This is a genomic window from Stenoxybacter acetivorans DSM 19021 (assembly GCF_000745895.1).
Lineage (GTDB): Bacteria > Pseudomonadota > Gammaproteobacteria > Burkholderiales > Neisseriaceae > Stenoxybacter > Stenoxybacter acetivorans.
The window spans coordinates 1-20,957 of the sequence record NZ_JQKE01000047.1 but is presented as its reverse complement, the minus strand read 5'-3'; the positions used below and the strand labels follow the sequence as shown (position 1 = coordinate 20,957).

Below are 20,957 nucleotides of genomic sequence, written 5' to 3'. Positions count from 1 at the left end.
GTCTGTACAGAACATCGCATCAATCAAAAATTTACCCGAGTTGCCCGCCCACAGACCAATGGTAAGGCAGAGCGGGTTATCAGGACGTTGATGCAGATGTGGCACGATAAAACACGCTTTCAGGACAGTGAGTATCGAAAGCTGGAGCTAAATCGCTTCATCAACTACTACAATACGGTGAAGCCCCATAAATCACTTAACGGAGCGACGGCATACGAGGTACTAGAGAAATATTTTTATTTTGATGAAAAGTGTAAACAACGCGGATAATTCTTACACTTAACCTTATCAACGCCTAAAGCGTTTTTGTTCTCAAATCTTGAAACCCACCCCGCTAACCCTTGTTTGCGGCCGGTGGGTTTCTTGTTTTTTTATTTTTTACTTACCCCAAAGGGATACACGTTTATCCCTTTCAGGGTATGCCTGTATCCCTGTTCTCAGGAGATACAACATAATGAAGTTTATCTTTACCAATAAAAAGGCTTTCGGCAGCGATTACGGCAATGGTTTTATTTCTATCCACCAAACTTCTGATGGCGGTTTTCAGGTAAAGAATACCTTGCCGCGGTTTACTGAGTTTTGTGTCAGTACTTAATAACCACAGGAGATTGATATGAAACCCGTTAATTTAATCACTGTCAAAGACGGTGTGCTGAAATTGGCAGAGCTGTACGATACTGACCAATTTGATATATTGGACTTGATCAAGCAGGCACGCCCGAGGGGGCTTATTTATATCAATGATTTTGACCTCTATCCGACTATTGATACGGCATTAACAAATGCCGCAACTTGCACGTATTTCGCCATATCACCGGACGATTGGGATTGGTGGATACAGTTTGCTGACAAATTACACCTCATCGAAGCGGCCTATGATGAGTTTTGTGAGAGTGCAACTGCTGAAGAAATACTTACGCTAGACGATAACATCACTGACCGGCGCAAAATATGTTTCGAGGATTACGAAATATTCCCTGAGCAAATTTTGAGCATTATTTCTGATTTTTCCCAGAGTGCTGATTTAACCTTGCCGCTGTTTAGCAAGGATACTTAATTAACACTTAACCATTCACTTTTTTTAACCCTTGCGGGGATACACATTCCCCGCTGTGGGCATGGTGTATCCCCGTTTTCGGAGGGACATCATGTTTTCTTTTTTCAAACCCGTTTCTGCTTTGTTACAACAACCGCCGATTTCTGCCGATGGCAGACGCTTATTAAAGCAACTCAAACCCGGTGTTCAGCTGACCCGCCGCACTTCCGGCGTGAAAGCCACGTTAATCCACATGAATTTTTATTTAGAAGATTTTCTGTTGATTGACGAATACGGCGAGTTAATTTCTTTAAAAACTTCGGCTTTATTCAGCGAATATCTGTGCTGCGAAGTATCACGCCCCTCCGCTGCCAACGTGGACGCGGCATGGCAACGCGCCGATAAAGCCTATGACCAACAGGCTTTATACAAAGGTTTTTGGTGGCGGTTTTGCCATCTGCACCCCCGTGAAATGCGCCGATTTTTGCGCAGACACCGCGGTGAATAAAACCTTAAATTGGCTTGTCATTTCATCAAACCCGCTTTCCGGTGGGTTTTTTCAGGCGGTTTGGTTTGCAAAGGCGCAAACAACAGGCTGCCTGAAAAAACACATCTGGGTTTCTCCGGTTCTTACAGCCGACTGTCTGCCTACAGTCTTTGATGTCAGCCGTTAAACAACATCAATCAGCATTCGTGCTGATACGGTACTTGCAGTAAAAACCAACCTGTCATTCAGGTATTTTGATTTTTTAATTTTATTTTGTTTTTTTAACCCTATCGGGGATACTCATTCCCCGCAACGGGCATGGTGTATCCTTTTTTTCAGGAGATACATCATGGGCGCAGGAAATTATTTTTACCAATCCGGGTATTTGGAAGATGCAGACGCAGCGAAATACAGTCAAATGGTTTATGTGGACGAATACACCGATGAAGATGAAAACGGTGAATACCTCTATACGGACTATTCGGTGCATGAAGATGTGCTGTGTTTATTAAAAGCCCATTTACCGGGCTTTAAAGCAGCAACCGATCCTTATCCCGACAGAAGCATTCATTCCTTGGGTTACTGTGATGGCGGCAGATTACTGGGCGAAGTGGGACGGCTGGCGGTATTGGCAGTGCCCACTTATTACGGCGACAAAACCGCTATTGTGCTGACGCTGAACCGAGAATACCAAGAAAATGTCTCATTGGTATCTTGGTATCTGAAAACAGGGGACGGGCAATGTCAATTGGAAACTGCTGAAGACCGCTTGGATTACGAGCATGTGTTCAAAGCAGTCAATTCAGGCAGCCTTGAAACTGAAATAGCGGAAACCTTTGCTTGGATACTCGACATTTTGGCAGAACACGGCAACATGGAACACATGATGTCGTTCCGCGCATGTTGCTGGACTTCAAGCAGTTATACAGGCTTAAAGAAACATGGCTTACCGCTGCGTTCCAATCAAGCCTTTTAAGTATTTTTAACAACCCATCGATTTTTCGGTGGGTTTCTTGTTGTCTTATTTTTACTTACCCCAAAGGGATACATGCTTATCCCTTTGGGGCTTGCCTGTATCCCTTTTTTCAAGGAGATACATCATGTCTTTTTCTATCAGCGGTACACTGAAAGTATTGGAACGTACCGGTAAGCGCGGCCCGTTTATGGTGGCTGAATTACTCACTGACGTGGGTAATTTTGAGGTTAAGGCAAATGCTTTAGACCAATTTACCGAGGGCAGTTATGAAGGCTTGTTTGTGGTGGATAAAATTTACCAGCAAGCCTATACATGGAACGGCGGCTCATTCACAAAAATGTGTGCCGGTTTGGATTGGCAGCACACCCAAATCATGAATCAATCAGAGCAAGCCGAAGCCGGTGCCAATATGGCAGTGGCTGAGATTCTGGCTGATGATGATTCGGTAAACGCTGCCGCCGAACCGCTCAATGTACCGCTCTTACAAGTGAGCAATACACCAATCAGCGATGACGATTGGGTATCCGATGAAGAGACCCTGTCGCAACGTTTGGCAAGCGGTATTTCGCCGATTAAGTTTGACGGCTCGCTTGAGCGTGAGTTGTTTTACAAACTGAAAAACCAAGTCAAAGAACACGGCTATCGTTTTGACGGCAAAACCCAGTCTTGGTATTTGCCTGATGCAGCGGCTGCATGATTTTTTGTGATTTTATTTTTTAAACCCTCACGGGGATACCGATTCCCCGTATTAAAAGGGCATGGTGTATCCCCTGTTTTGTTTTTTAAACTTCAGGAGAAACACCATGCACTCACCTCTATTTCAATTAAGCGGCACTGCCGGTGATTTATTCAGTGATGCTTTTCTGATTGACAACAATCGTTTGATGTTTGCTTCGCTTTATGGTCGCGAAGCCAATATTCAGGCTCTTCTGGCGACATTAACGCTGGGTAATGATCAGATTGGTTTTCGGCTGTCAAAAGATGAACCCTATTTTCCGCACAAACGCACGGCACGGTATTTCTCGGCTTTGCATAAGCGAGTAAGCAAAATACACACGCATAACTATGGGGTGTTAACACACCTCTTTTTATATGCCGAAGAAGTATTGCAAGCCAATCACGATACACGCACGGCATGGCTGTTACAGCCGCCGAACACAGACACCGAAACACAGTTAAACGGTGCGTGGCAATGTATCCAAGCCTTATCTGATGTTCCTTTGCTGGACGATTGGCGCGATGCGGTGCTGGAACGCTTAATCAGCATGACCGCATCGGATCAAGCTCATAACGGCGGTGATTATTTGATTTACCACAACCCGCCTGATGTTGATGACCGGTTGTCTTCCATCGGCGGTGTATTCGGTATCAAAGCCTGTTGTGTCCGGCTGCCTGAAAACTTTGACGAGATTATCAGCACCATGCTGAAAACAGGTCAAATGGATTTTCGTTACCCTGCACGGGTACTGAAACAAGCGGCTTGATTGTGGTTGTTTGGTGGTTTTCCTTTGCAACGACAGCCGTATTTGTTTTTGCATTCACCCCTGCCGGGTAGTCATACCCGCACTTTGGGGCATGTCTGTCCAGCGTTTTTTTGAAAGGACAGGCATGAAGTGCTTGATGAAATATCTGGAAAAGCTGTTAAACGGCATAGTGTTCGTTTACACTACCTTAAAAGAAATCGTACTGCTGTATATAGAAGAGTTACAGCCATCAACAGAACGCCTGAAAGAAATCACTTTATGGCTGAAATTGGCGGCAGGTGCATTATTGGCAGAAACTTTTACGGGTTTCAATGATGATAAAGAAATCAGTATTATCTTTGCCGTACTTGCCACTATCGTGGCTACATTCTTTTTGGCAGTTGCACTGATTTTGACAGGAGAAGACAAATGACACCTTTTGCGATTTTTTGCAGCATTGTTGCTGTTATCATGTTAGCTTGTTTTATTGCAGGCGCAAGCATGGCAAAAGAGCGGCGCGCGCGTGAGCAGGCTGAACAAGCGAAAGCCCCGTTTAATGCCGAACACAAGCATTCTTAACCTTTTACGCTGATTGATTTCAGCGGTGTTGAGTATGAACAAGCCCACTTTTCAGTGGGTTTTATGCAAGGCTTGCAGGCAGCCTGAAAGTTTTGCATAAAGCCCATTTTTCAACAGCCGACTGTCTGCTTTACAGTCTTGATGTCAGCCGTTAAACAACATCAATCAACATTCGTGTTGATACGGCATTTGCAGTAAAACCTTTTAACACCCCTAATGTTCTTACCGCTCTTACTGCCCGGCAACACAGGCACTGAGCGCGCAGGCTTATCCTCCCTGTTGTTGGGTGTGTATTGATTGGTGTATTCGTTTGTTGCTTGGTTTTACTTTAGTCAGGTAAACCATACAACAGTGATACACACAAAACCCGCCGTTTTACGGCATTTGATTGAAAGCACCCGTATTGAATGGATTTGATACGCGGTGCTTTCTCCTTTTTAACGCCGAAATCTCGCCGACAGCGAGGTTTCACCTTTGTTTTACTAACCCTATCGCGGGACGCTCAATCCCGCACGGGGTTTTGCGCCCGCTTCTTTTTTGGAGCTTTAATCATGCAAAACCCTGTTTTAAACAATGATGAAATCATCAATCAATCCGAAGCTGAGGCACAAGCCGAGTCAGAGGGCAATTCTCTACCGCTGGCACAGTTCTTAAACGATTTCGGCGACAGTTTGTTTCACGCCGTAACCGCACAGAATCAGCCGCTTTACACTTCGCAAATCCACGCCAAACACGAAGCCGTGATGGACGGTTTAAGCCGTCGATTGTTTCCGGCACAACGCGACACAGTGCGTGCCGTCAATCAATTGCTGTTTACGGAAAACCAGCCCGCTGCGGTAATTAATGCGGAAATGGGGACCGGTAAAACCATGATGGCAATCGCGGCGGCTGCCGTGGCGTATGCCGAGGGTTATCCGCGTACTTTGGTGTTGTCGCCGCCGCATTTGGTTTACAAATGGCGGCGTGAAATCCTCAAAACCATACCCGAAGCACGGGTGTGGGTGCTGAATGGTGCCGATACTTTGACAAAGCTGTTGTGTATCCGAGCTGCCGTCCGTGAACGAGTGTCCGTTCCTGAGTTTTTTATTTTAGGGCGGGTGCGTATGCGCATGGGTTTCCATTGGCAGGCGGCTTATGCCGTGCGTTATCAATCTCAGTTTGACGATGACGCATTGGCAAAGGTGCGTAAACGCATATTTTGCTGCCCGAAATGCGGCGGCGAAATTTGCGACAGCGATAATCACGCGTATGACAGTGAAGATCAATTACGCCAAGTGTTAAGCAATACGCGTTCGTACTGCCAACACAAAACCGGCAAAAACATCAATGCGTCTCGCTGCGGTGAACCGCTGTGGACCTTGTGCCGTAAAAACACACAAGAAGCACCGGTATCGGTGTATGACCGTGTGTTGTCTGCCATCAGCCGGCTGCCTACCGTCGGTAAAAAGACTGCTGAAAAGCTGATACATCAATTCGGTGAACAGATGCTGGCAGAGATTTTAGAAAACAATATCCAATCCTTTGCCAATTTGATGGACGATGAGGGTGAGTTTATCTTCAACGAACGTCAGGCAAGCCGCTTAGACCGCGCCTTAAGCCGTGCGGAGTTTTCTTTGGGACAAGGCGGCTATCAGCCGACCGAATTTATCAAACGCTATTTACCCAAGAATTTCTTTGGTTTAATGGTGATAGACGAGGGGCATGAGTACAAAAACTACGGTACGGCACAAGGGCAGGCAATGGGCGTGTTGGCGCGCTGTGCGCACAAGAAATTGTGCTTAACGGGGACGCTGATGGGCGGCTATGCCGATGACTTGTTTTATCTGCTGTGGCGGCTCAATCCGCAGTTGATGCTGGAAGATGGTTTTGCGTACAACAAATCGGGAACGCTGGGAACAGCGGGTATGGCGTTTATGCGTCAGCATGGGGTGTTGAAAGACATCATCAAAACCCGTACCGGCAACGAATACTCAGACGGATCGTTTTCGAGTTCCAGAGCCAGCCGCAATCAAGTACGTACCGCCAAAGCCCCCGGTTTTTCACCGCTGGGGATTATGCGTTATGTCCTGCCCATAACAGTGTTTTTGAAACTGCGGGATTTGGGCGAGGGTGTTTTGCCCGGCTATCAAGAAATCTTCCGTTCTGTGGAAATGACCGAGGCACAAGCCGAGGTTTACCGCCGCATGAAGCTGGAACTGCAAGCTGAACTGAGAGCGGCGGTTTCCAAAGGCGACAACACTTTAACCGGTGTGGTTACCAATGCGCTGCTGGCATGGCCGGATTGCGGTGACCGTGAAGAAACTGTGATTTGGAAACGTTACAAGCAAGTGCTGTTTCAAGCACCTGCGCTGTTTGGCGAAGACGATGTTTCACCGAAAGAAGCGGACGTGTTGGCAGTGGTTCAAGACGCATTGGCAAAAAACCGCCGCGTGTTGGTTTATACCGTTTACAGCGACACCCGCGACACCACGGCACGATTAAAACATCTGTTTGAACGGCATGGCATCAAAGCGGCAGTGTTGCGTGCTTCGGTGAAAGCCGATCAACGTGAAGACTGGGTATCTGAACGTTTGGACGAAGGCTGCCAAGTCGTCATCAGCAATCCCGAGTTGGTCAAAACCGGCTTAGACCTGCTGCAGTTTCCGACCATTTACTTCATGCAGACGGGCTACAACGTTTATACGCTGATGCAGGCGGCACGCCGTTCATGGCGGATTGGGCAAACCGAACCGGTCGAAGTGTATTTCGGCGGCTACATGAACACGGCGCAGCAAATTTGCTTGGAGCTAATGGCAAAAAAAATCGCCGTGGCGCAATCCACCTCAGGCGACATGCCCGATACCGGACTGGACATCTTGAATTCGGCCGAGGACTCGGTGGAAGTACAGTTGGCGAAACGGTTGGTGGCGGAAACGGTTTGAGGTCTTAACGCTTTTTTCAACCTCTCCCCAAGGGGGCAAGCTCCCTTGGGGACTTGCTCCTATTTTTTTGAACATTCAAGGAGTAATCATGCAACAAAACCCCAAAACCTGCTTCTACACCAAACGCACCTACTACTACACCCAAGACGAAATCCAAGCCGGCCACGGATGCGCTGCCAAAGAGATTTGGTACAAACTCGCCTGCGGCGGTGATTTTTGGATATTTGACTGGATGCCGGAGAACAGTAAGGACTACCGCTACTGTCCGTGCTGCGGCGGTGTGTTGGTGGAAACTGACGATGATGTGTGGGAAGACGAAGAACCGTTTACCCTTGCTTAATCTGTGTGTTTTTCAGGCAGCCTGTTGATTCAGGCTGCCTGAAAACCCGGCATTGGCAATCTCTCAACCCCATACGGGAAACCTTTTTCCCATATGGGGCAGGTTTCCCGTTTTTTAACAAGGAAACCTGAAGATGAGTACCAACCATTTAATGCACCCTCGCGTTGCGCATAACCACGCTAAAAACGGCTATTTCCCGACCGATGATGCCACACTGTACGGCATTATTGATCGCTTGGAAGCCGGCAGCGGCAGCTTACGGATTTTTGACCCTTGCTGCGGAGAGGGCGATGCTTTAGCCGTGCTTGCCAAGGCGTTTCGGCAAGACAAAGCCGATTGCCAAACCATTGGCGTGGAACTGGACGCCGAACGTGCTGCTGCCACTGCCAAGCAATTGGGTTTCGTGGTACGCGGTGATATTGAGAGCTGTGTGCTGCAATCCAAAAGTGTGGGTGTGTTGTTTTTAAATCCGCCTTACGGTTTTAAAACCCGCGATGATTTGGCAGGCGATAAAACCCCGCGTTGGGAAGAAGTGTTTTTCAATCTCACCACACACACCCTGCAAGACGAGGGTGTATTGGTACTGATTGTGCCGACCCAGTCGTTGACCGAACGCTTTACCGCCGAAATCGCCTCACGCTTTACCGAACTGCGGATTTGGCAGGCAGGTGTTGATACCTTTAATCAGGTGGTGATTATGGGCATTAAGCCCAAAAATCGTGCTGCCATTGGTAAAAAACAGTTGCAAATGCAACAGCAGCAGCTGGCAGACTGGCAGCACGCCACCACGATAACCGAGTTTCCCGGCTATTGCTATGCCGTTCCCGCCGCATCGGACCGGGTGTTTCGTCCGATTAGTTTGTGTGTGGATAAAGACGGTTTGGCCGCCGAGTTGCCGGCATTGCGCGGTCAAACCCTGTGGACACAGTTTGGCAGTCTATTCAACAGCCATGTTGTTGCCGACAAACGTCGTCCATTGACGCGTTTAGGGCAGTGGCATTCGGCATTGGCACTGGCCGCAGGACAGGTAAATGGTGTGGTGGAATCGGCAACCGGGCAACGCTTGCTGATTAAAGGCAGTACCCACAAAACCAAGCTCAAAACCCAAGAGCAGCAAACCGATTCCAAAGGCAATTCTGTGGTGGTGGTTACCGAGCTTGACCGCTTTGTGCCGCGCATCCGCGCCATTGATTTAACGCATGGTTCGGATCGGTATGGTGAGGTGGTTACCATTCAGTAGTGTATCACCTTGGAGCGCAATCCCGTTTTGATGCGTTTTTTAAACCTCTCTGTTCAGGCAGCCTCAGGCAGCCTGAACAATGTTATCAAGTATCAACAAATAAAAATCCGATAACGGCATTCAGCCGCTATCGGATTGTCTTAACCCCGGTTTTGATTTTTTAACTTACCGTTTGTTTTTTCAGGAGGAAATACGCGGCAAACAGTCAGTCGCGCCTATTCTAATGCACAGTCAGTCGCGCCTATTCTAATGCTTTGTGAGTGATTTAAACAAATCAGAATACGTTCCTGTTTCCGGCAGCATTGATTTAAGTGATTTGTTGGGTGCAAATGACTTAAGACAATGAATTGTTTTTGATTCAGCGGATCGTTTTCAACAGCCGACTGTCTGCTTACAGTCTTGATGCCGACCGTTAAACAGCATCAATCAGCATTCGTGTTGATGACGGCACTTGCAGTAACAATCAACCTGTCATTCAGGTATTTGCTTAACCAACCCGCGTGGGGACGATTATCCCCGCGAGGGCATAACTGTCTTTCACGCTTTTTTGTTACAGAAAGGAAGCAGTTATGTCTTATTTTGATGTTTTAACCTTGTCAGCCGCACGGCGGGAGGTGGTAAAATGAGGACTATGATAAAGAAACTCATTATTCCTGTTCCCGTGCCAAACGATACTTTGGAATCTTGGATTAAAATCCTTGATGATGCAACCAAAGCGTCGTTATTGGCGGTGCTGGCGATTACTTGGTTTGGAGATGGTTTGTTTTTAGCCAAGTTGCTGAACTTGCTCAGTTGTTTAATGAGCGGGTATGGTTGCGCTTATGGTGCTAACTATCTTCGAGTAAACCGTGCCAAATTAACCATTAAGGAGGAAGCATAATGGACAATTGGTTTTTAACTTTTGTGTTATGGACTTTTACCGCACTTATCTTTGCCTTTATTCACTGGGCTCATAAAACCGTTGAGCGCATCGACAAAGAGCAAGCAGAAAAATCCAAACACGCGGAATCCTGATGCTTAATCGCGTTTGTAAGGAGGAAGCATAATGGACAATTGGTTATTAACTGCCGTGATTTGGACTTTTGTCGCGCTTATTTTTGCCTTTATCCACTGGTTACATAAATCAGTGGAACGCATCGACAAAGAGCAAGCAGAAAAATCCGAACATGCCAAATCCTGACGCTTAACCGCGTTTTTGTTGCAAAACCCTGAAACCCACCCCGCAAACCTTGTTTGCGTTTGGTGGGTTTTGTTTGTCTTTTTTTCAACCCCAAGGGGATACCCATTCCCTTGCGGGGCATGGTGTATCCCCGTTTTTTTAGGAGTTTTATCATGCCCAATTGGTGTCAAAATGCGGTGGAAATCCGCGGCGAACCTGCCCTAATCCGTGAACTGGCTGCCCGTATCGTCAAAACCGATGATAAAGGTGAGCCGTATTTTTGTTTTGAGGGCATTTGCCCGATGCCTCAAGAACTGAATCTTGTTGATGCAGGAAACAATCCTGAGCTTTCTGCTGCTTATGAACGCAATTTGGAACGTTTCGGTGCCAAAAACTGGTATGACTGGCGGCTGATCAATTGGGGAACCAAATGGGACGCCTATGAAAGCTATGTCTCGGTGTCAGACGATTGCATTGACCTCAGCTTTGATACCGCATGGTCACCGCCGGAGGGGATTTACTCAGCCATTTGCGCGGTTTATCCCACGCTCAGCTTGCGTGCCGACTATTTCGAGGAGGGCTGTTTCTTTGCCGGTTATTACCTCGGAGCGGACGGTGAATTGGAAGATTATCCGTGTGAAGAAGATGGCGTCATTGACTTTGCTTGTGAAGTATTCGGCTATGACCCAACGGATTTTTCTGATGGCGAAGAAGAAATAGTCAGGAACGGTCAGTCGTCCGGCTGTGAAACACCATTTTGATTTTTAACCCACCCCCACAGGGGCAAATTCCTGTCGGGGTTTGCTCCTGTTTTTCATTTTATCCAGGAGCAACCATATGAAAACCCGCATTATCAAAGTTTTTTTCCCGGTACTTGGCTTTGTGGACATCGGCAGTATTGATACAAACGGCACCATCACACTGGATTACCTTCGCAGTGATGATGACATAGGGTCGGACAATATTTTGTACAACTGTTCAGGTAAACCCGTGCCGAAAAAATGTGAACTTTTTTCGCCGCAATTTTATCAATGGAACCGCGATTTTTCGGCGTTTACCGATGACTACCGCAACCAAGGTTTGACCGAAGCAGAAAGCGAAACAGAGCAACGTTTGCGCGAGATGCTGAGTGGTGCCTATCACGTACCGGGACGGCAAATCTTTTTTCTGAATCGCGCTTAACTGTGCTTTTTTAACCCATATGGGGAAACACCAATCCCCGTTCATGGGTAGGTGTATCCCCATCTTTTTAAGGAGATACCCGATGACCGCCTCAATCCCCGATTCACAAGCGTTCAGTTGTACTGTTGCTGAATACGGGCGCAACAGCAAATTGATGTTGCAATTACAGCTGTCTGCTGACGGCATCAAGCCGGATAACATCAGCTGCAGCTGCCCTGAATGGGCAGAGCAAATCAACCGAATTATCTTGCGTGTCAATTTAACCCATCTTATCCAAGCCTTATCGGTTTTGGAACAGTATCCAGGCAGTTTTGCCGAAATCATCGTTCATGCCGGCATTGAGTTACCCGGCAACAAGATGAAAGCCGTTTTAGGACAAATCAGCATGGCTTGCCCAGGCGATGGTTGTTTGGATATGGTGGTGAAATTTTGGTTTTGTGACAGCAATTCTTTTTGCAGTGAACCAGAAAATTACGAATGGTGTTTAAACGACTATTTTTGGGATTTGTTGGGTGAGCCAAACAGCTACTATTACGCCCCACCTTTGCCGAAATTGATTGCCGCTTTGCAGCAAACGGCGGCGCAATATGCTTATTTGCTTTTGTAGTAAACGCCAAAGCCGACCTGTATGGGTCGGCTTTTTTATATTGGTTGCCATGATTCTTATTTTTCAAATCAAAATAGTTTTGGTACAAGCCTTTATTTTTTTCCTATCAAGCGTTTGATTTTCCGGCTCAACCCGCCGCCATGCTGATTTAACATCAACCATTTGGCCTCCGCTGCCTCAAAATCCAAAGTTTCGGTTCTGCCGTTTTCAGTCCATTGCAAAACCGTTCTGAAAAAACTTTCTTTCCAACCACCGGTGTCTTCGCGCTTCATTCGTGTGTGTTCGGGTTGCAGGTTAATGGGTAATTTCAGTTCCTGAATAATCGTTTTAAGCCGGGTATAGACATAGTAAAACGGCTCATCAATGCGGTAATGGTTTATTTCGATATTATGGATATGCGTTAAACTCAAATTGTAAAAATAAAACCGTGCCAAACAGGTTCGGTGATTACCGTCATTATTGATGTAAAAATGGATACCGTCAGTGGTAATAAAATCCATAGTCGGTTGTCTTAAAATGCCTGCTTGTGTGTAATAGCCGGGGTTTTCTGCCAGCAAGGGTAAGTTAGTGTGCATTCTTTTGCCGTTTTGCAGCAAATTCAGCCATGACTTATTTTTGTAATCATCGTGTATTGTCCCAACCACATTAAATACATTCACACTGCCCTGTGCTGTCCAATAATGACTTTGAATAAAATTCCGCTTCTTTTCAAAAGCGGTTTCGTCCCAAGCCTGTAGTACATCGTTTGCCCACAGCGGCGGATTATCCAGTTGCTGTTTTCGGAAAGCAAAATCACTCATAATTCAGCCCCTGTTTCTTGTCCGCCAGGTGTGCCAGTTGTTGCTGAGCGGCTTTCTGCTCACCCGCCGATACTTTGCCACATACTTCACCGAGCAGATTCAGCCGGTCACCACCCCGAATAACCGCTTTTAGGTAGCGGGTGCGAAAAACATGCCGGCGCAAGACTGTTCTCAGTAATGCTGTATCGTATTGCGGTAGGGCAGCAGTCAATTCATTAAGAATATTGTTGGATAAAGGTTTCAGTTGTTTGAATACCGTGTATTCGCGATTTAAATACTCAATAACGGCTTGGATTTTCAGTACCTGATGGTGTTCGGTTTTGGCTTGTTGTTCCGGCGTTACTTCTCCTTGTTCGTTGCCTTGCAAATCATATCGTTTACCGCCTTGTGCCAGATTATTGATGTAGCGCGGGTGGCGGCAGTGGCTGCTTAACGCCCGTTTGACCAAGGTTTTGTCAAATTGAGGTAAAGCGGCAATGATGTCTTTATCAATACCCAATGCCAAGGGTTTGAATTCCTTCAATACCTCAAATTGGTGGTACAAATATGCTTTGATTTGTGCCAATTGTTGGTTTTTGCTTAAGGTCTGTTGTTCGGAGGTTTGCTGCTGTTCCATGATTATCCCCGCCAAGAGCGCACACGCCCGGTATCTAAATGAATGAATGAGCGGTAAATACCCACTCCGCCCACTTTGAAATATTTCGCCATTGCCTCAATTTGGCGTAAATCCACACCGCGCATGGTGATGTCAATGGCACGCCCTTGTATGTGCAAGGAATGCCGTGCAGCACCCTCAATAACCGCATTGCGGCGCGGAGTACGGTATGCGGAATTCACTGTGATTAAAGGATTCGTCCGCCCGGACATACGCGCCCACTCTTGAATGGCATACACCAAATTTAAAAGTCCAATATCCACCGATACCATGGCGTTTCGGTCTTTCGCATCACGCAGCAACCAACAAGCGGCGCGGTAGCCGTAGGGGTCATAGCCGTATTGTTGGTCATAAAAACGGATTAATTGCTTCTCACCGGTATCGGCGCGACGCGCTTCCAAAAAACGACTTTTTAACCAAAAATCCGCCATATTGGTAACGGCTAAAGCGTCTTGCGGCAACAACAGGCTGCCTGAACAAATGACTGCCCCCACCGCTGCCGTTGTTTGCAGAAACTCACGCCGATTCATTGCCCCTCAACTCCCTCGCTTGTTGAGTAAGCTGTTTGGCTGTTTTGAATTCTTCCCAACCAAAATCGGTATAACCCCAAACAAAGCCAATGCTGAAAAACGTTGCGCCCGTTAATGACCACAGCAACCACCACGGATCACCGCCGAAATTCATCACCGTTAAAAACGTCAGCCACGACACCGAAAAACCCACCGTCATCAATAAATCCATAAACAGGCGAAGTTTGGCGAACCGGCGGCACACGGTAGCCACGTTCAATTTCAGCCGGATAACCGCTTCTAAACGTTCCGTATTGTTTAACGGGATAATCTGTGCTTTGGGTAATTGCAAAGTGTCCAATCGACGCTGCAACGTCTTTTCAAACCACGGCATTTTAATTTCCTCCCAAATTTTGCTTTTTGAGTAAGCCGGTCTTTCCCGGCTGTCAGCAGGTTTAATGTCTCGCGGACATTTGGTACGATTGAGCTTCCTATTAATCAACCCACCAAAAAGGAATTTATCATGAATAATGAAGATTTTAGTCATGAAGATTTACAAAATCGTTTTGATGCCATCAGTGAACTATTTGGAGATTTAATGCTATTTATTCGTGACTCACCTTCTATGGATAGTGATGCACGGTGTGCGCTAATGGACACCATCGGCAAACGCATCAATATGGTTCGCTGTGGTTGTCCTTCTCCACATGAATCTTGAGCAGGTTAAAAACGAATAATACCCATACCAATTTCCAAAATACGGATCAAAAATTTTTTATCCATTGCCAGTAAAGAAGTAATTTCTTTCAAATGAGGAACATCGGTTTCTTGTTTCATCAACAGGCTTATTTTGGCTGCCAAATCGGAACAGTATGATTGACTTGCTGTTCCGATGTTTTCTTGCAAACTCAATTGACTAATCATTCTGTCTGCATAATTTTCTGCCAATATTGGTAACTGTTCCACCAATTGGTTTACTGATGAAAGCTCATCATTTTCGTTATCGGACATCGCTGATACAATGCGTTGCACACGATGCAGGTAATCAATAAATATATCTTGCGTCATGACTTTTCCTTCGTTTTATCAACTGTTGTCAATGTCTTCAGGAATGCCACTTCATGTCCGCAACGGCGTTCTACTTCATTCATCAGGCACGGGCGTAATTTCAATGCGTCCTCTATTGCGCCTGCATTCCTCGCCATCACTGCCAAGCGATGAGCCAGCCGGCAAATGCGGACAAATAAACGCAAGCCATTGAGTGCGGCTTGTTCGCCGCCTTGACGGTAGGGTAGTAACTCGAATGTTCGGTTGGGCAGGAGCTTTATTCGGATTTCATCAACATACAAATAGCCGCGCCGTTTGGCATTGCCGATGTTTAGTAACCACAAACCCGATAAGCGGCAGCTGCCATACACCCGTTCAATGGCGGCAAAGGCATTGGCAGATGCACTCATATCGCCTTGCCATAAACCGGGTTCGTAAACATCAAAGAGTTCATAGCAATCGCCCACTTTCATCTCGCGCAATTGGGCAATGGTAAAATACGGCAGACGCAAATCACGCAAGAGTTTATCGCCGTCAATAAGCAATGCCATATTTCTTCCTTGTCAGTTCGATTTCAACCACTCAAAATGCTTGCATTTCGGATAATTTGAGCAACCCAAAAATGGTTTTTCGGGATTGTTCTTTAAATCTCGCCGTATCAAAGTACCTGTTTGGCAAGTCGGGCAAGTCTGCCCAATTTGGCTTGCTGCCGCTTGAGGTTTACTTGGTTTGGCGGCGGCAATCGGCGGTGGGCGTTTTACCGCATCCGCCTTTGCTTGTGCCACCAACTCACCCAAAGAAGCCCCCTGAAAACTTAAGAACTCAGCCAAAGTCAGTCTGCCCGCCTCAATGCAGGCCAACGCCAATTCCCATTTGGCGGTGGTAATCGGGTCGGCAACGGCAGGCGGTATCGCGGCAATCAGGTGTTTGCCTTTATTGGTGGCAGAAATTTTGCCCTTTTGTTTATCAAGGTATTTCATTTCAAACAGCCGCCCAATAATGGCAGCGCGAGTGGCTTCAGTGCCCAGTCCCTCAGTGCTTTTCAATACCTTTTTAATCGCTTCATCACCCACTGTTTTTAAAAAATCAGATAAGGTGCGCATTTCGTCCAATAATGTGGCTTCAGTAAAACGCGGCGGCGGTGTGGTTTTTTTACTTTCGGGATAAACGTGTGCTGCCTGAACGCTTTCGCCCGCGCTGACTTTAGGCAAGGGTGTACTGCCCTTATCGTCATCATCATGGTCTTCTGTCTGTCCCAGCAATGCTTTCCAACCTTGCTGCTTTGGTACCTGTCCCATCGCTTTAAACAACTGCTGTTCAGCGGTAATTAAAATCACCGTGGCTTCATATTGATAATCAGGCAGAAACTGTGCGATATAGCGATTGCGTATCATCAGATAAATATCACGCTCAATTTTACTGAGGGTATTTAAATCATAAATTGCTACAGAAGTCGGGATAATGGCGTGATGCGAATGTTTATTGACTTGAGCATCATTCCATACCCGAGAATCACGCAATGGATCAGCCTGTTTCAGGCTGCCTGAAATACTCGGATCAAGGCTTTCCAGTGCGGTAAAAATACGCGATACATCGGCTTGCTGTGATTGCGGTAAGTATTGACACGGTGTTCTGGGATAACTTGTGAGCTTGTGTTTTTCATACAGTGCTTGAGCAATATCCAGCACCTTACCGGTGGAAATATTGAAACGCTTACTGGCTTCTTTTTGCAGTGCAGAAAGACTGTAAGGCAAAGGTGCGGGCGTTTTTTTCAGCTCAGTATCGGCTCGATCGATGATATATCGGTTGCCGTGAATGCGCTTTGCCAAATCATCAACAACCGCTTTGTCGGTACAAAAACCATCTTGGTTGCGCAGATTTTCGGGGATTTGCCACGTCGCTTTAAACGGCTCTTTGTCTTGCGGCACAAAGCTGACCGCTAAAGTGTAGTAAGGATACGGCACGAAAGTGTCAATAATCTTATCGCGCTGCACCACCAGATTTAAAGTCGGCGTTTGAATACGCCCCACTGATAAAGTGTGTTCTTTACCGAAACCCGCTACGTATGCCACCGTATAAGCCCGTGACAAATTCATGCCCACCAGCCAGTCGGCGCGGGAACGTGCCAAACCTGCCTGATACAGCGGTTCGGTTTTTTGCCCGGGCAGAATACCGGCAAGGGCTTTTTTGACGGAGGCGGGGTCAAGTCCCGAAGTCCAAAAACGAAATACTTTGCCGCGATAGCCGCAATAGTCCAGAATTTCGCGGCCAATCACCTCACCTTCACGGTCAGCATCGGTGGCAATCACCACTTCATCGGCTTGTTTTAACAGTTTTTGAATCACACCAAACTGCTTACTTGCCTCTTTTTTGACCACAATCAACCAGCGTTGTGGCACAATCGGCAATGCGTCCAAATTGCCCCAGTTTTTGTACTGTTCGCCGTAAGCATCGGGCATAGCGTATTCTAAGATATGCCCAAACGCCCACGTTAATGCCACATCATTCTTACTGAAATAACCGTCAAAACGCCCGTCCAATACCCCCAACACCTTACCGATGTCTTTTGCCTGCGAGGGTTTTTCACACAAAAACAGCTTCATCAGTGTAACCCCGCAAGAATTGACTGCCACAGCCACAACAAAGCGGCACGGCAAACAAACAACAGCGCAGCAGCCATAAGCAACCACGGCAAAGCATTACAAACCCACGTCCATAATGCTTGCCGAAAGGCTTTGCCGACTTGGCGTATGTCGGTCAATAAAGAGGTTTTGTTTTGAGCGGGAATGCGCATAAAAAATCACTCAAAACGGAATATCGGTATCATCAGCTTGCGATTCATCTTCGGCAGCGGTTGTTGCCGAATCGGTTATTACCGAACGTGCCGGACGCAGATCAATGGCTTCTACGCGCTCGGCCGGTACAATGTAAAGCTCGGCAACCCGTAAACGCAAAGTGCGTATGGTTTCACCATCTTTATTTTGCCATTCGCGCACCCATGCCTCACCCATTGCCACCACCGGCATACCACGTTTCAGTATTTTGTGCAGATGAGCGGCGTTGCGATTCCAATACTCACAATCTATCCACTCAGTATGACCGTCTTGTTCATATTCGGTTTTACCGCTGGCATCGGTTTTGGGTTTGTAACGGGAAGAAGCAATAGAGAAGTTCAGCACAAAACCGGTATCATTAACCGTTTTCAGGTCACAATCTTGCCCCAGATTGCCGCGAACTTTGAGATACATAGACATGATAAAACTCCTTAAACAGAGGGGAAAAACGCATATCGTAAAACAACAGCGTAAATTAACCCATCATGATTAAGGGTTCTGTATTCTATAAATATTTAAACGCCTGTGTCAAGCGGTTTTTATTGCCCTTTTGGCTTGCAAGCGTTTCATTCATGGTCTTACTGTTTCAGCTGTAAACCCCGTTTACAGCTGAAATTGTGAACTGAACCAATTATTTTTGGATTGAATGATTAAAAATACCGATTATTTTTCAAAAAAACGGCTGTAAACCCCGTTTACAACCGTTTCAGCAATGCCTTAAAGCAACAAAACAGGGCATACAAAACGCCTATCAAGATAATCCGACACAATTTATTGTGTCAATTGTCGGAAAAAAACAACAGAAAAAAACAGCAGGAATAAAAGGTGAACGAAGATTGTATTTATACTGTAAACCCCGTTTACAGATTAATTTCAAACAGTGGACGTAAAAATCCGACTTGCCCACTGTAAGTAGCGCACGATTTGCTGTCGGGTCGGGTGCAGCCATAACTGCCGTCGGGCGCAACCACTACGTCGGCAAATGTCGGTGAACGCTTCACTTTCATTTGCTCCATAATCGCCGGTGCCAATAAAACAATCGCGCCTTTGTCGGTTAACACCTTGGCTGCCTTAAATGTTTCGGACAGCGAGTCGTTCTTTAAGCCGCGCGCCAATACCAAGCCTTTATTTTTCAGAACATTGTCGGCCACATCGCTCAAATCTTTATCTTTCATGTCTAAAGAGATAAAGGCGTAGTAATCAACGGAATGGTCATTCCATTTGGGATTGACAGCCGTTTTTTCTTGCCGGTACGTCGCTAAATCGTTTGCGTCAAACACGCGAAAAGATTGCGTGTCCGGCAAAATCTGCACCATTTGATTCTTGTTGCTCAGCTGTGCCAATTGAATAATTTTAAAGTCAGGTGAGTTTGTCAATTTGCGAATATCTGTATCTTTTAAACGCCAAGAGTTCCCCACCGGACTGTAGTTACCGTAAGTGGCTTTCTGTCCCAAATATGACCCAACCAACACCGCCGGAACATTAATGGCTCCGTAATAGCAGCCTGACAGCGACAGCACAGCTGATGCGGATAAAGCGCATACGATTACCGGCAATTTTTTCATTTTGATGCTCCTTTTAAAAGTTTAACTTCCCAGAAACACTGTAAACGGGGTTTACAAGAAAATGGAATTATCCTCAATTTTTACAAATGAGTGCAAAAATCTTGTAAATCCCGTTTACAGTGTTTTTTCAACACAAAGCTACGCTGCCAAACATACAAAACCTTTGCTACTCATGTTTTCTGTATCCGGTATAGGTATAAAGCGAGTGAGAGTCTGGTTTTAAGCTACTCTGTAATCTCTGTTGCCAACATCATTCATTGAGGATTACTCGCAAGCTCACCGGTTAAGGTTACAACAACCCCATTAGGACATTGATATTGCTGTTGTGTGCCTTTTTTGGTATTCACATCAATTATTGCCTCTTTTAAGATACAATTATTCTCATTTATATAAAGTGCCCATTTGTCTATAGTTTATTTCTGTTCTGTTTGACTTTTCTTCTCATAGTTATGGTTCATATCATGAGCAAAAGACATTACACAAATTGCTGCAAGAACTGCTAAGAATAAATCTTTTGTGCATATGAGAATTATCCACAACAAAATTGTCGCTATTGCTGCGGCAAGAAATTGTTCCATTTTCCTACTCCTTGTATGTGATTTGATATACGCTGATAAGTTACGTATCCCTAATTACTAAAATAAGTCATGCGTTTAAAATCATTGATGCTGAAATGTTCCATATCCAACATATACAGCAAATGGTTTTGCAGAATGTAGGCCTGTCTCAGTTCTACTTGCAGATTTTTTGCCAATGCAGTGAATTGAAGCATACGCATATGAATTTGCATGTGTTGTAGCCGTTCATCTAAAGACGCATTCGCTTTATCTAACTGTTGCGACACCACTGCCCAATCCATCACTACTTTGCGTTTACTGTTCTGCCACATTGCCCAGTGCATCATCGGAATGTGGTAGTCCTCAATCGGATATTCCTTGTAAACCCCGTTTACAGTTTTGCGCTGATACACCAGATACAGTACTAACTCCAAATTTTGGCAGCTCCGATAAAACGCTTTGGCTTCACTCACCAATTGAACCAAATTTTTTTCAATCTCAACCGTCTGCCGCACTTAACTCCCCTTACCCTTAAAGCCTTTTGCAGTATGTTATTTCGGATACTGTACAGTATGTCATTTTAGATACTGCTTAAAAAGGCGAATTTGTTCATTTATTTTTTCTTCAGCTTCTTCGTCTTTCTTTCTCTGTTCTCCCAGATACTTTTTAGTTTGGCGTACAAAAAAATAAACCATTGATATTGATACACCCAAACAGATCAAACTCCATGACAAAGAAAACTTATTAATCGGGTAATAATGAGGTATAGAATCCATACATAAGATTAGAAAACTAAACACTATCATTGTTACTATAATTCGGTTCATATTTGAAAATCCTTTTAGGAAACTTAAAATTTATTTTTACGTTTTGTATCCGTTCCCGGTTCATGGATTTCTTTTCAGCTGTAAACGGGGTTTACAGCCGGAACCGTGAACAGATGATTTTCTAAAACTGTAAACGGGGTTTACAGCGTCCGGCTCACTTCGCCGGTTTTGTA

The 20,957-nt window shown here is 45.8% G+C and carries 33 protein-coding genes; 20 read left to right on the top strand and 13 right to left on the bottom strand.

Going from position 1 to position 20,957, the window contains the following annotated elements; all coding sequences use genetic code 11:
* The 19 genes from Q384_RS07635 to Q384_RS07570 all read left to right on the top strand — a co-directional run.
* A partial coding sequence (locus tag Q384_RS07635) for an integrase core domain-containing protein (protein ID WP_037587001.1) occupies window positions 1-270 on the top strand: 270 nt, incomplete at its 5' end.
* Between the two features lie 184 nt (window positions 271-454).
* On the top strand, window positions 455-595 hold the full coding sequence (locus Q384_RS13305) for a hypothetical protein (protein ID WP_156956501.1): 141 nt from the start codon (window positions 455-457) through the stop codon (window positions 593-595).
* Window positions 596-613: 18 nt separating this feature from the next.
* Window positions 614-1,057 carry a hypothetical protein gene (locus Q384_RS07630; protein ID WP_037587000.1) on the top strand — a complete coding sequence of 148 codons (444 nt, stop codon included), beginning with the start codon at window positions 614-616 and terminating at the stop codon, window positions 1,055-1,057.
* A 91-nt stretch (window positions 1,058-1,148) separates the two neighbouring features.
* Window positions 1,149-1,544 (top strand): hypothetical protein, encoded by a 396-nt coding sequence (locus Q384_RS07625; protein ID WP_037586999.1) that lies wholly within the window; start codon window positions 1,149-1,151, stop codon window positions 1,542-1,544.
* Window positions 1,537-1,710 carry a hypothetical protein gene (locus Q384_RS13300; RefSeq protein ID WP_156956500.1) on the top strand — a complete coding sequence of 58 codons (174 nt, stop codon included), beginning with the start codon at window positions 1,537-1,539 and terminating at the stop codon, window positions 1,708-1,710. The genes Q384_RS07625 and Q384_RS13300 overlap by 8 nt, the downstream gene beginning before the upstream one ends.
* 162 nt (window positions 1,711-1,872) lie before the next feature.
* Complete coding sequence (locus tag Q384_RS07620; protein WP_037586998.1) at window positions 1,873-2,499, top strand: hypothetical protein; 627 nt, start codon at window positions 1,873-1,875, stop codon at window positions 2,497-2,499.
* 124 nt (window positions 2,500-2,623) lie between these two features.
* Window positions 2,624-3,196, top strand: a complete 573-nt coding sequence (locus tag Q384_RS07615; RefSeq protein WP_037586997.1) for a DUF3275 family protein — start codon at window positions 2,624-2,626, stop codon at window positions 3,194-3,196.
* Window positions 3,197-3,302: 106 nt separating this feature from the next.
* A complete protein-coding gene (locus Q384_RS07610) occupies window positions 3,303-3,983 on the top strand; it encodes a hypothetical protein (protein ID WP_037586996.1) in 681 nt (226 codons plus the stop codon).
* Window positions 3,984-4,119: 136 nt separating this feature from the next.
* Window positions 4,120-4,395 carry a hypothetical protein gene (locus Q384_RS07605; protein WP_037586995.1) on the top strand — a complete coding sequence of 92 codons (276 nt, stop codon included), beginning with the start codon at window positions 4,120-4,122 and terminating at the stop codon, window positions 4,393-4,395.
* Window positions 4,392-4,541: a hypothetical protein gene (locus Q384_RS13295; RefSeq protein WP_156956499.1), complete on the top strand. Its 150-nt coding sequence runs from the start codon at window positions 4,392-4,394 to the stop codon at window positions 4,539-4,541. Before Q384_RS07605 ends, Q384_RS13295 begins: the two co-directional genes overlap by 4 nt.
* A 551-nt stretch (window positions 4,542-5,092) precedes the next feature.
* Window positions 5,093-7,462, top strand: coding sequence for a DEAD/DEAH box helicase (locus Q384_RS07600; RefSeq protein ID WP_051940699.1), 2,370 nt, complete (start codon window positions 5,093-5,095; stop codon window positions 7,460-7,462).
* Window positions 7,463-7,550: 88 nt separating this feature from the next.
* Window positions 7,551-7,802: a hypothetical protein gene (locus Q384_RS07595; protein WP_037586994.1), complete on the top strand. Its 252-nt coding sequence runs from the start codon at window positions 7,551-7,553 to the stop codon at window positions 7,800-7,802.
* A gap of 133 nt (window positions 7,803-7,935) precedes the next feature.
* Window positions 7,936-9,042, top strand: a complete 1,107-nt coding sequence (locus Q384_RS07590) for a DUF6094 domain-containing protein (RefSeq protein WP_037586993.1) — start codon at window positions 7,936-7,938, stop codon at window positions 9,040-9,042.
* Between the two features lie 631 nt (window positions 9,043-9,673).
* Window positions 9,674-9,922: a hypothetical protein gene (locus Q384_RS07585; RefSeq protein ID WP_156956498.1), complete on the top strand. Its 249-nt coding sequence runs from the start codon at window positions 9,674-9,676 to the stop codon at window positions 9,920-9,922.
* Window positions 9,922-10,056 (top strand): hypothetical protein, encoded by a 135-nt coding sequence (locus tag Q384_RS14325; protein WP_281174520.1) that lies wholly within the window; start codon window positions 9,922-9,924, stop codon window positions 10,054-10,056. Before Q384_RS07585 ends, Q384_RS14325 begins: the two co-directional genes overlap by 1 nt.
* Before the next feature lie 31 nt (window positions 10,057-10,087).
* Complete coding sequence (locus tag Q384_RS14320; protein WP_281174519.1) at window positions 10,088-10,222, top strand: hypothetical protein; 135 nt, start codon at window positions 10,088-10,090, stop codon at window positions 10,220-10,222.
* A gap of 152 nt (window positions 10,223-10,374) precedes the next feature.
* A complete protein-coding gene (locus Q384_RS12690; RefSeq protein ID WP_051940696.1) occupies window positions 10,375-10,962 on the top strand; it encodes a DUF1281 family ferredoxin-like fold protein in 588 nt (195 codons plus the stop codon).
* Window positions 10,963-11,038: 76 nt separating this feature from the next.
* The gene (locus tag Q384_RS07575; RefSeq protein WP_037586991.1) at window positions 11,039-11,383 is read left to right on the top strand and encodes a hypothetical protein; all 345 of its coding nucleotides are present in this window, start codon (window positions 11,039-11,041) and stop codon (window positions 11,381-11,383) included.
* Between the two features lie 82 nt (window positions 11,384-11,465).
* Window positions 11,466-11,990: a hypothetical protein gene (locus Q384_RS07570; RefSeq protein ID WP_037586990.1), complete on the top strand. Its 525-nt coding sequence runs from the start codon at window positions 11,466-11,468 to the stop codon at window positions 11,988-11,990.
* Between the two features lie 92 nt (window positions 11,991-12,082).
* On the opposite strand, the gene Q384_RS07565 is transcribed toward Q384_RS07570, so the two are convergent.
* From Q384_RS07565 to Q384_RS07550, 4 genes are read right to left on the bottom strand one after another with little or no spacing between them, the layout of a single operon-like run.
* Complete coding sequence (locus tag Q384_RS07565; RefSeq protein WP_051940693.1) at window positions 12,083-12,790, bottom strand: hypothetical protein; 708 nt, start codon at window positions 12,788-12,790, stop codon at window positions 12,083-12,085.
* Window positions 12,783-13,406, bottom strand: coding sequence for a ProQ/FINO family protein (locus Q384_RS12945; RefSeq protein ID WP_084224433.1), 624 nt, complete (start codon window positions 13,404-13,406; stop codon window positions 12,783-12,785). Before Q384_RS12945 ends, Q384_RS07565 begins: the two co-directional genes overlap by 8 nt.
* Before the next feature lie 2 nt (window positions 13,407-13,408).
* Window positions 13,409-13,975: a YcbK family protein gene (locus Q384_RS07555; protein WP_037586989.1), complete on the bottom strand. Its 567-nt coding sequence runs from the start codon at window positions 13,973-13,975 to the stop codon at window positions 13,409-13,411.
* Entirely contained in the window at window positions 13,962-14,348 is a 387-nt protein-coding gene (locus Q384_RS07550; RefSeq protein ID WP_037586988.1) for a hypothetical protein, read from the bottom strand. Before Q384_RS07550 ends, Q384_RS07555 begins: the two co-directional genes overlap by 14 nt.
* A 129-nt stretch (window positions 14,349-14,477) precedes the next feature.
* Here Q384_RS07550 and Q384_RS07545 point away from each other — a divergent pair, with 129 nt between their 5' ends.
* Window positions 14,478-14,672: a hypothetical protein gene (locus Q384_RS07545; protein WP_037586987.1), complete on the top strand. Its 195-nt coding sequence runs from the start codon at window positions 14,478-14,480 to the stop codon at window positions 14,670-14,672.
* Window positions 14,673-14,677: 5 nt separating this feature from the next.
* On the opposite strand, the gene Q384_RS07540 is transcribed toward Q384_RS07545, so the two are convergent.
* From Q384_RS07540 to Q384_RS07505, 9 genes are all read right to left on the bottom strand, one after another.
* Window positions 14,678-15,022, bottom strand: coding sequence for a hypothetical protein (locus tag Q384_RS07540; protein ID WP_037586986.1), 345 nt, complete (start codon window positions 15,020-15,022; stop codon window positions 14,678-14,680).
* Entirely contained in the window at window positions 15,019-15,552 is a 534-nt protein-coding gene (locus tag Q384_RS07535; RefSeq protein WP_037586985.1) for a hypothetical protein, read from the bottom strand. Before Q384_RS07535 ends, Q384_RS07540 begins: the two co-directional genes overlap by 4 nt.
* A 12-nt stretch (window positions 15,553-15,564) precedes the next feature.
* Window positions 15,565-17,604: a DNA topoisomerase 3 gene (locus Q384_RS07530; protein WP_051940684.1), complete on the bottom strand. Its 2,040-nt coding sequence runs from the start codon at window positions 17,602-17,604 to the stop codon at window positions 15,565-15,567.
* Entirely contained in the window at window positions 17,604-17,795 is a 192-nt protein-coding gene (locus tag Q384_RS07525; RefSeq protein ID WP_037586984.1) for a hypothetical protein, read from the bottom strand. The genes Q384_RS07530 and Q384_RS07525 overlap by 1 nt, the downstream gene beginning before the upstream one ends.
* Before the next feature lie 10 nt (window positions 17,796-17,805).
* Entirely contained in the window at window positions 17,806-18,255 is a 450-nt protein-coding gene (locus tag Q384_RS07520) for a single-stranded DNA-binding protein (RefSeq protein WP_037586983.1), read from the bottom strand.
* A gap of 440 nt (window positions 18,256-18,695) precedes the next feature.
* Entirely contained in the window at window positions 18,696-19,400 is a 705-nt protein-coding gene (locus Q384_RS07515; RefSeq protein WP_037586982.1) for a TrbC family F-type conjugative pilus assembly protein, read from the bottom strand.
* Between the two features lie 413 nt (window positions 19,401-19,813).
* Entirely contained in the window at window positions 19,814-19,978 is a 165-nt protein-coding gene (locus Q384_RS13290; protein ID WP_156956497.1) for a hypothetical protein, read from the bottom strand.
* Window positions 19,979-20,028: 50 nt separating this feature from the next.
* Window positions 20,029-20,472, bottom strand: coding sequence for a hypothetical protein (locus Q384_RS07510; protein WP_037586981.1), 444 nt, complete (start codon window positions 20,470-20,472; stop codon window positions 20,029-20,031).
* 60 nt (window positions 20,473-20,532) lie between these two features.
* Complete coding sequence (locus tag Q384_RS07505; protein ID WP_037586980.1) at window positions 20,533-20,784, bottom strand: hypothetical protein; 252 nt, start codon at window positions 20,782-20,784, stop codon at window positions 20,533-20,535.
* Window positions 20,785-20,957: the final 173 nt, after the last annotated feature.

Excerpts from the sequence above, each read along its gene's own strand:
- Q384_RS13305 (WP_156956501.1), top strand. The coding sequence starts at position 455 with ATGAAGTTTATCTTTACCAATAAAAAGGCTTTCGGCAGCGATTACGGC.
- Q384_RS07630 (WP_037587000.1), top strand. The coding sequence starts at position 614 with ATGAAACCCGTTAATTTAATCACTGTCAAAGACGGTGTGCTGAAATTG.
- Q384_RS07625 (WP_037586999.1), top strand. The coding sequence starts at position 1,149 with ATGTTTTCTTTTTTCAAACCCGTTTCTGCTTTGTTACAACAACCGCCG.
- Q384_RS07620 (WP_037586998.1), top strand. The coding sequence starts at position 1,873 with ATGGGCGCAGGAAATTATTTTTACCAATCCGGGTATTTGGAAGATGCA.
- Q384_RS07615 (WP_037586997.1), top strand. The coding sequence starts at position 2,624 with ATGTCTTTTTCTATCAGCGGTACACTGAAAGTATTGGAACGTACCGGT.
- Q384_RS07610 (WP_037586996.1), top strand. The coding sequence starts at position 3,303 with ATGCACTCACCTCTATTTCAATTAAGCGGCACTGCCGGTGATTTATTC.
- Q384_RS07605 (WP_037586995.1), top strand. The coding sequence starts at position 4,120 with ATGAAATATCTGGAAAAGCTGTTAAACGGCATAGTGTTCGTTTACACT.
- Q384_RS13295 (WP_156956499.1), top strand. The coding sequence starts at position 4,392 with ATGACACCTTTTGCGATTTTTTGCAGCATTGTTGCTGTTATCATGTTA.
- Q384_RS07600 (WP_051940699.1), top strand. The coding sequence starts at position 5,093 with ATGCAAAACCCTGTTTTAAACAATGATGAAATCATCAATCAATCCGAA.
- Q384_RS07595 (WP_037586994.1), top strand. The coding sequence starts at position 7,551 with ATGCAACAAAACCCCAAAACCTGCTTCTACACCAAACGCACCTACTAC.
- Q384_RS07590 (WP_037586993.1), top strand. The coding sequence starts at position 7,936 with ATGAGTACCAACCATTTAATGCACCCTCGCGTTGCGCATAACCACGCT.
- Q384_RS07585 (WP_156956498.1), top strand. The coding sequence starts at position 9,674 with ATGATAAAGAAACTCATTATTCCTGTTCCCGTGCCAAACGATACTTTG.
- Q384_RS14325 (WP_281174520.1), top strand. The coding sequence starts at position 9,922 with ATGGACAATTGGTTTTTAACTTTTGTGTTATGGACTTTTACCGCACTT.
- Q384_RS14320 (WP_281174519.1), top strand. The coding sequence starts at position 10,088 with ATGGACAATTGGTTATTAACTGCCGTGATTTGGACTTTTGTCGCGCTT.
- Q384_RS12690 (WP_051940696.1), top strand. The coding sequence starts at position 10,375 with ATGCCCAATTGGTGTCAAAATGCGGTGGAAATCCGCGGCGAACCTGCC.
- Q384_RS07575 (WP_037586991.1), top strand. The coding sequence starts at position 11,039 with ATGAAAACCCGCATTATCAAAGTTTTTTTCCCGGTACTTGGCTTTGTG.
- Q384_RS07570 (WP_037586990.1), top strand. The coding sequence starts at position 11,466 with ATGACCGCCTCAATCCCCGATTCACAAGCGTTCAGTTGTACTGTTGCT.
- Q384_RS07565 (WP_051940693.1), bottom strand. The coding sequence starts at position 12,790 with ATGAGTGATTTTGCTTTCCGAAAACAGCAACTGGATAATCCGCCGCTG.
- Q384_RS12945 (WP_084224433.1), bottom strand. The coding sequence starts at position 13,406 with ATGGAACAGCAGCAAACCTCCGAACAACAGACCTTAAGCAAAAACCAA.
- Q384_RS07555 (WP_037586989.1), bottom strand. The coding sequence starts at position 13,975 with ATGAATCGGCGTGAGTTTCTGCAAACAACGGCAGCGGTGGGGGCAGTC.
- Q384_RS07550 (WP_037586988.1), bottom strand. The coding sequence starts at position 14,348 with ATGCCGTGGTTTGAAAAGACGTTGCAGCGTCGATTGGACACTTTGCAA.
- Q384_RS07545 (WP_037586987.1), top strand. The coding sequence starts at position 14,478 with ATGAATAATGAAGATTTTAGTCATGAAGATTTACAAAATCGTTTTGAT.
- Q384_RS07540 (WP_037586986.1), bottom strand. The coding sequence starts at position 15,022 with ATGACGCAAGATATATTTATTGATTACCTGCATCGTGTGCAACGCATT.
- Q384_RS07535 (WP_037586985.1), bottom strand. The coding sequence starts at position 15,552 with ATGGCATTGCTTATTGACGGCGATAAACTCTTGCGTGATTTGCGTCTG.
- Q384_RS07530 (WP_051940684.1), bottom strand. The coding sequence starts at position 17,604 with ATGAAGCTGTTTTTGTGTGAAAAACCCTCGCAGGCAAAAGACATCGGT.
- Q384_RS07525 (WP_037586984.1), bottom strand. The coding sequence starts at position 17,795 with ATGCGCATTCCCGCTCAAAACAAAACCTCTTTATTGACCGACATACGC.
- Q384_RS07520 (WP_037586983.1), bottom strand. The coding sequence starts at position 18,255 with ATGTCTATGTATCTCAAAGTTCGCGGCAATCTGGGGCAAGATTGTGAC.
- Q384_RS07515 (WP_037586982.1), bottom strand. The coding sequence starts at position 19,400 with ATGAAAAAATTGCCGGTAATCGTATGCGCTTTATCCGCATCAGCTGTG.
- Q384_RS13290 (WP_156956497.1), bottom strand. The coding sequence starts at position 19,978 with ATGGAACAATTTCTTGCCGCAGCAATAGCGACAATTTTGTTGTGGATA.
- Q384_RS07505 (WP_037586980.1), bottom strand. The coding sequence starts at position 20,784 with ATGAACCGAATTATAGTAACAATGATAGTGTTTAGTTTTCTAATCTTA.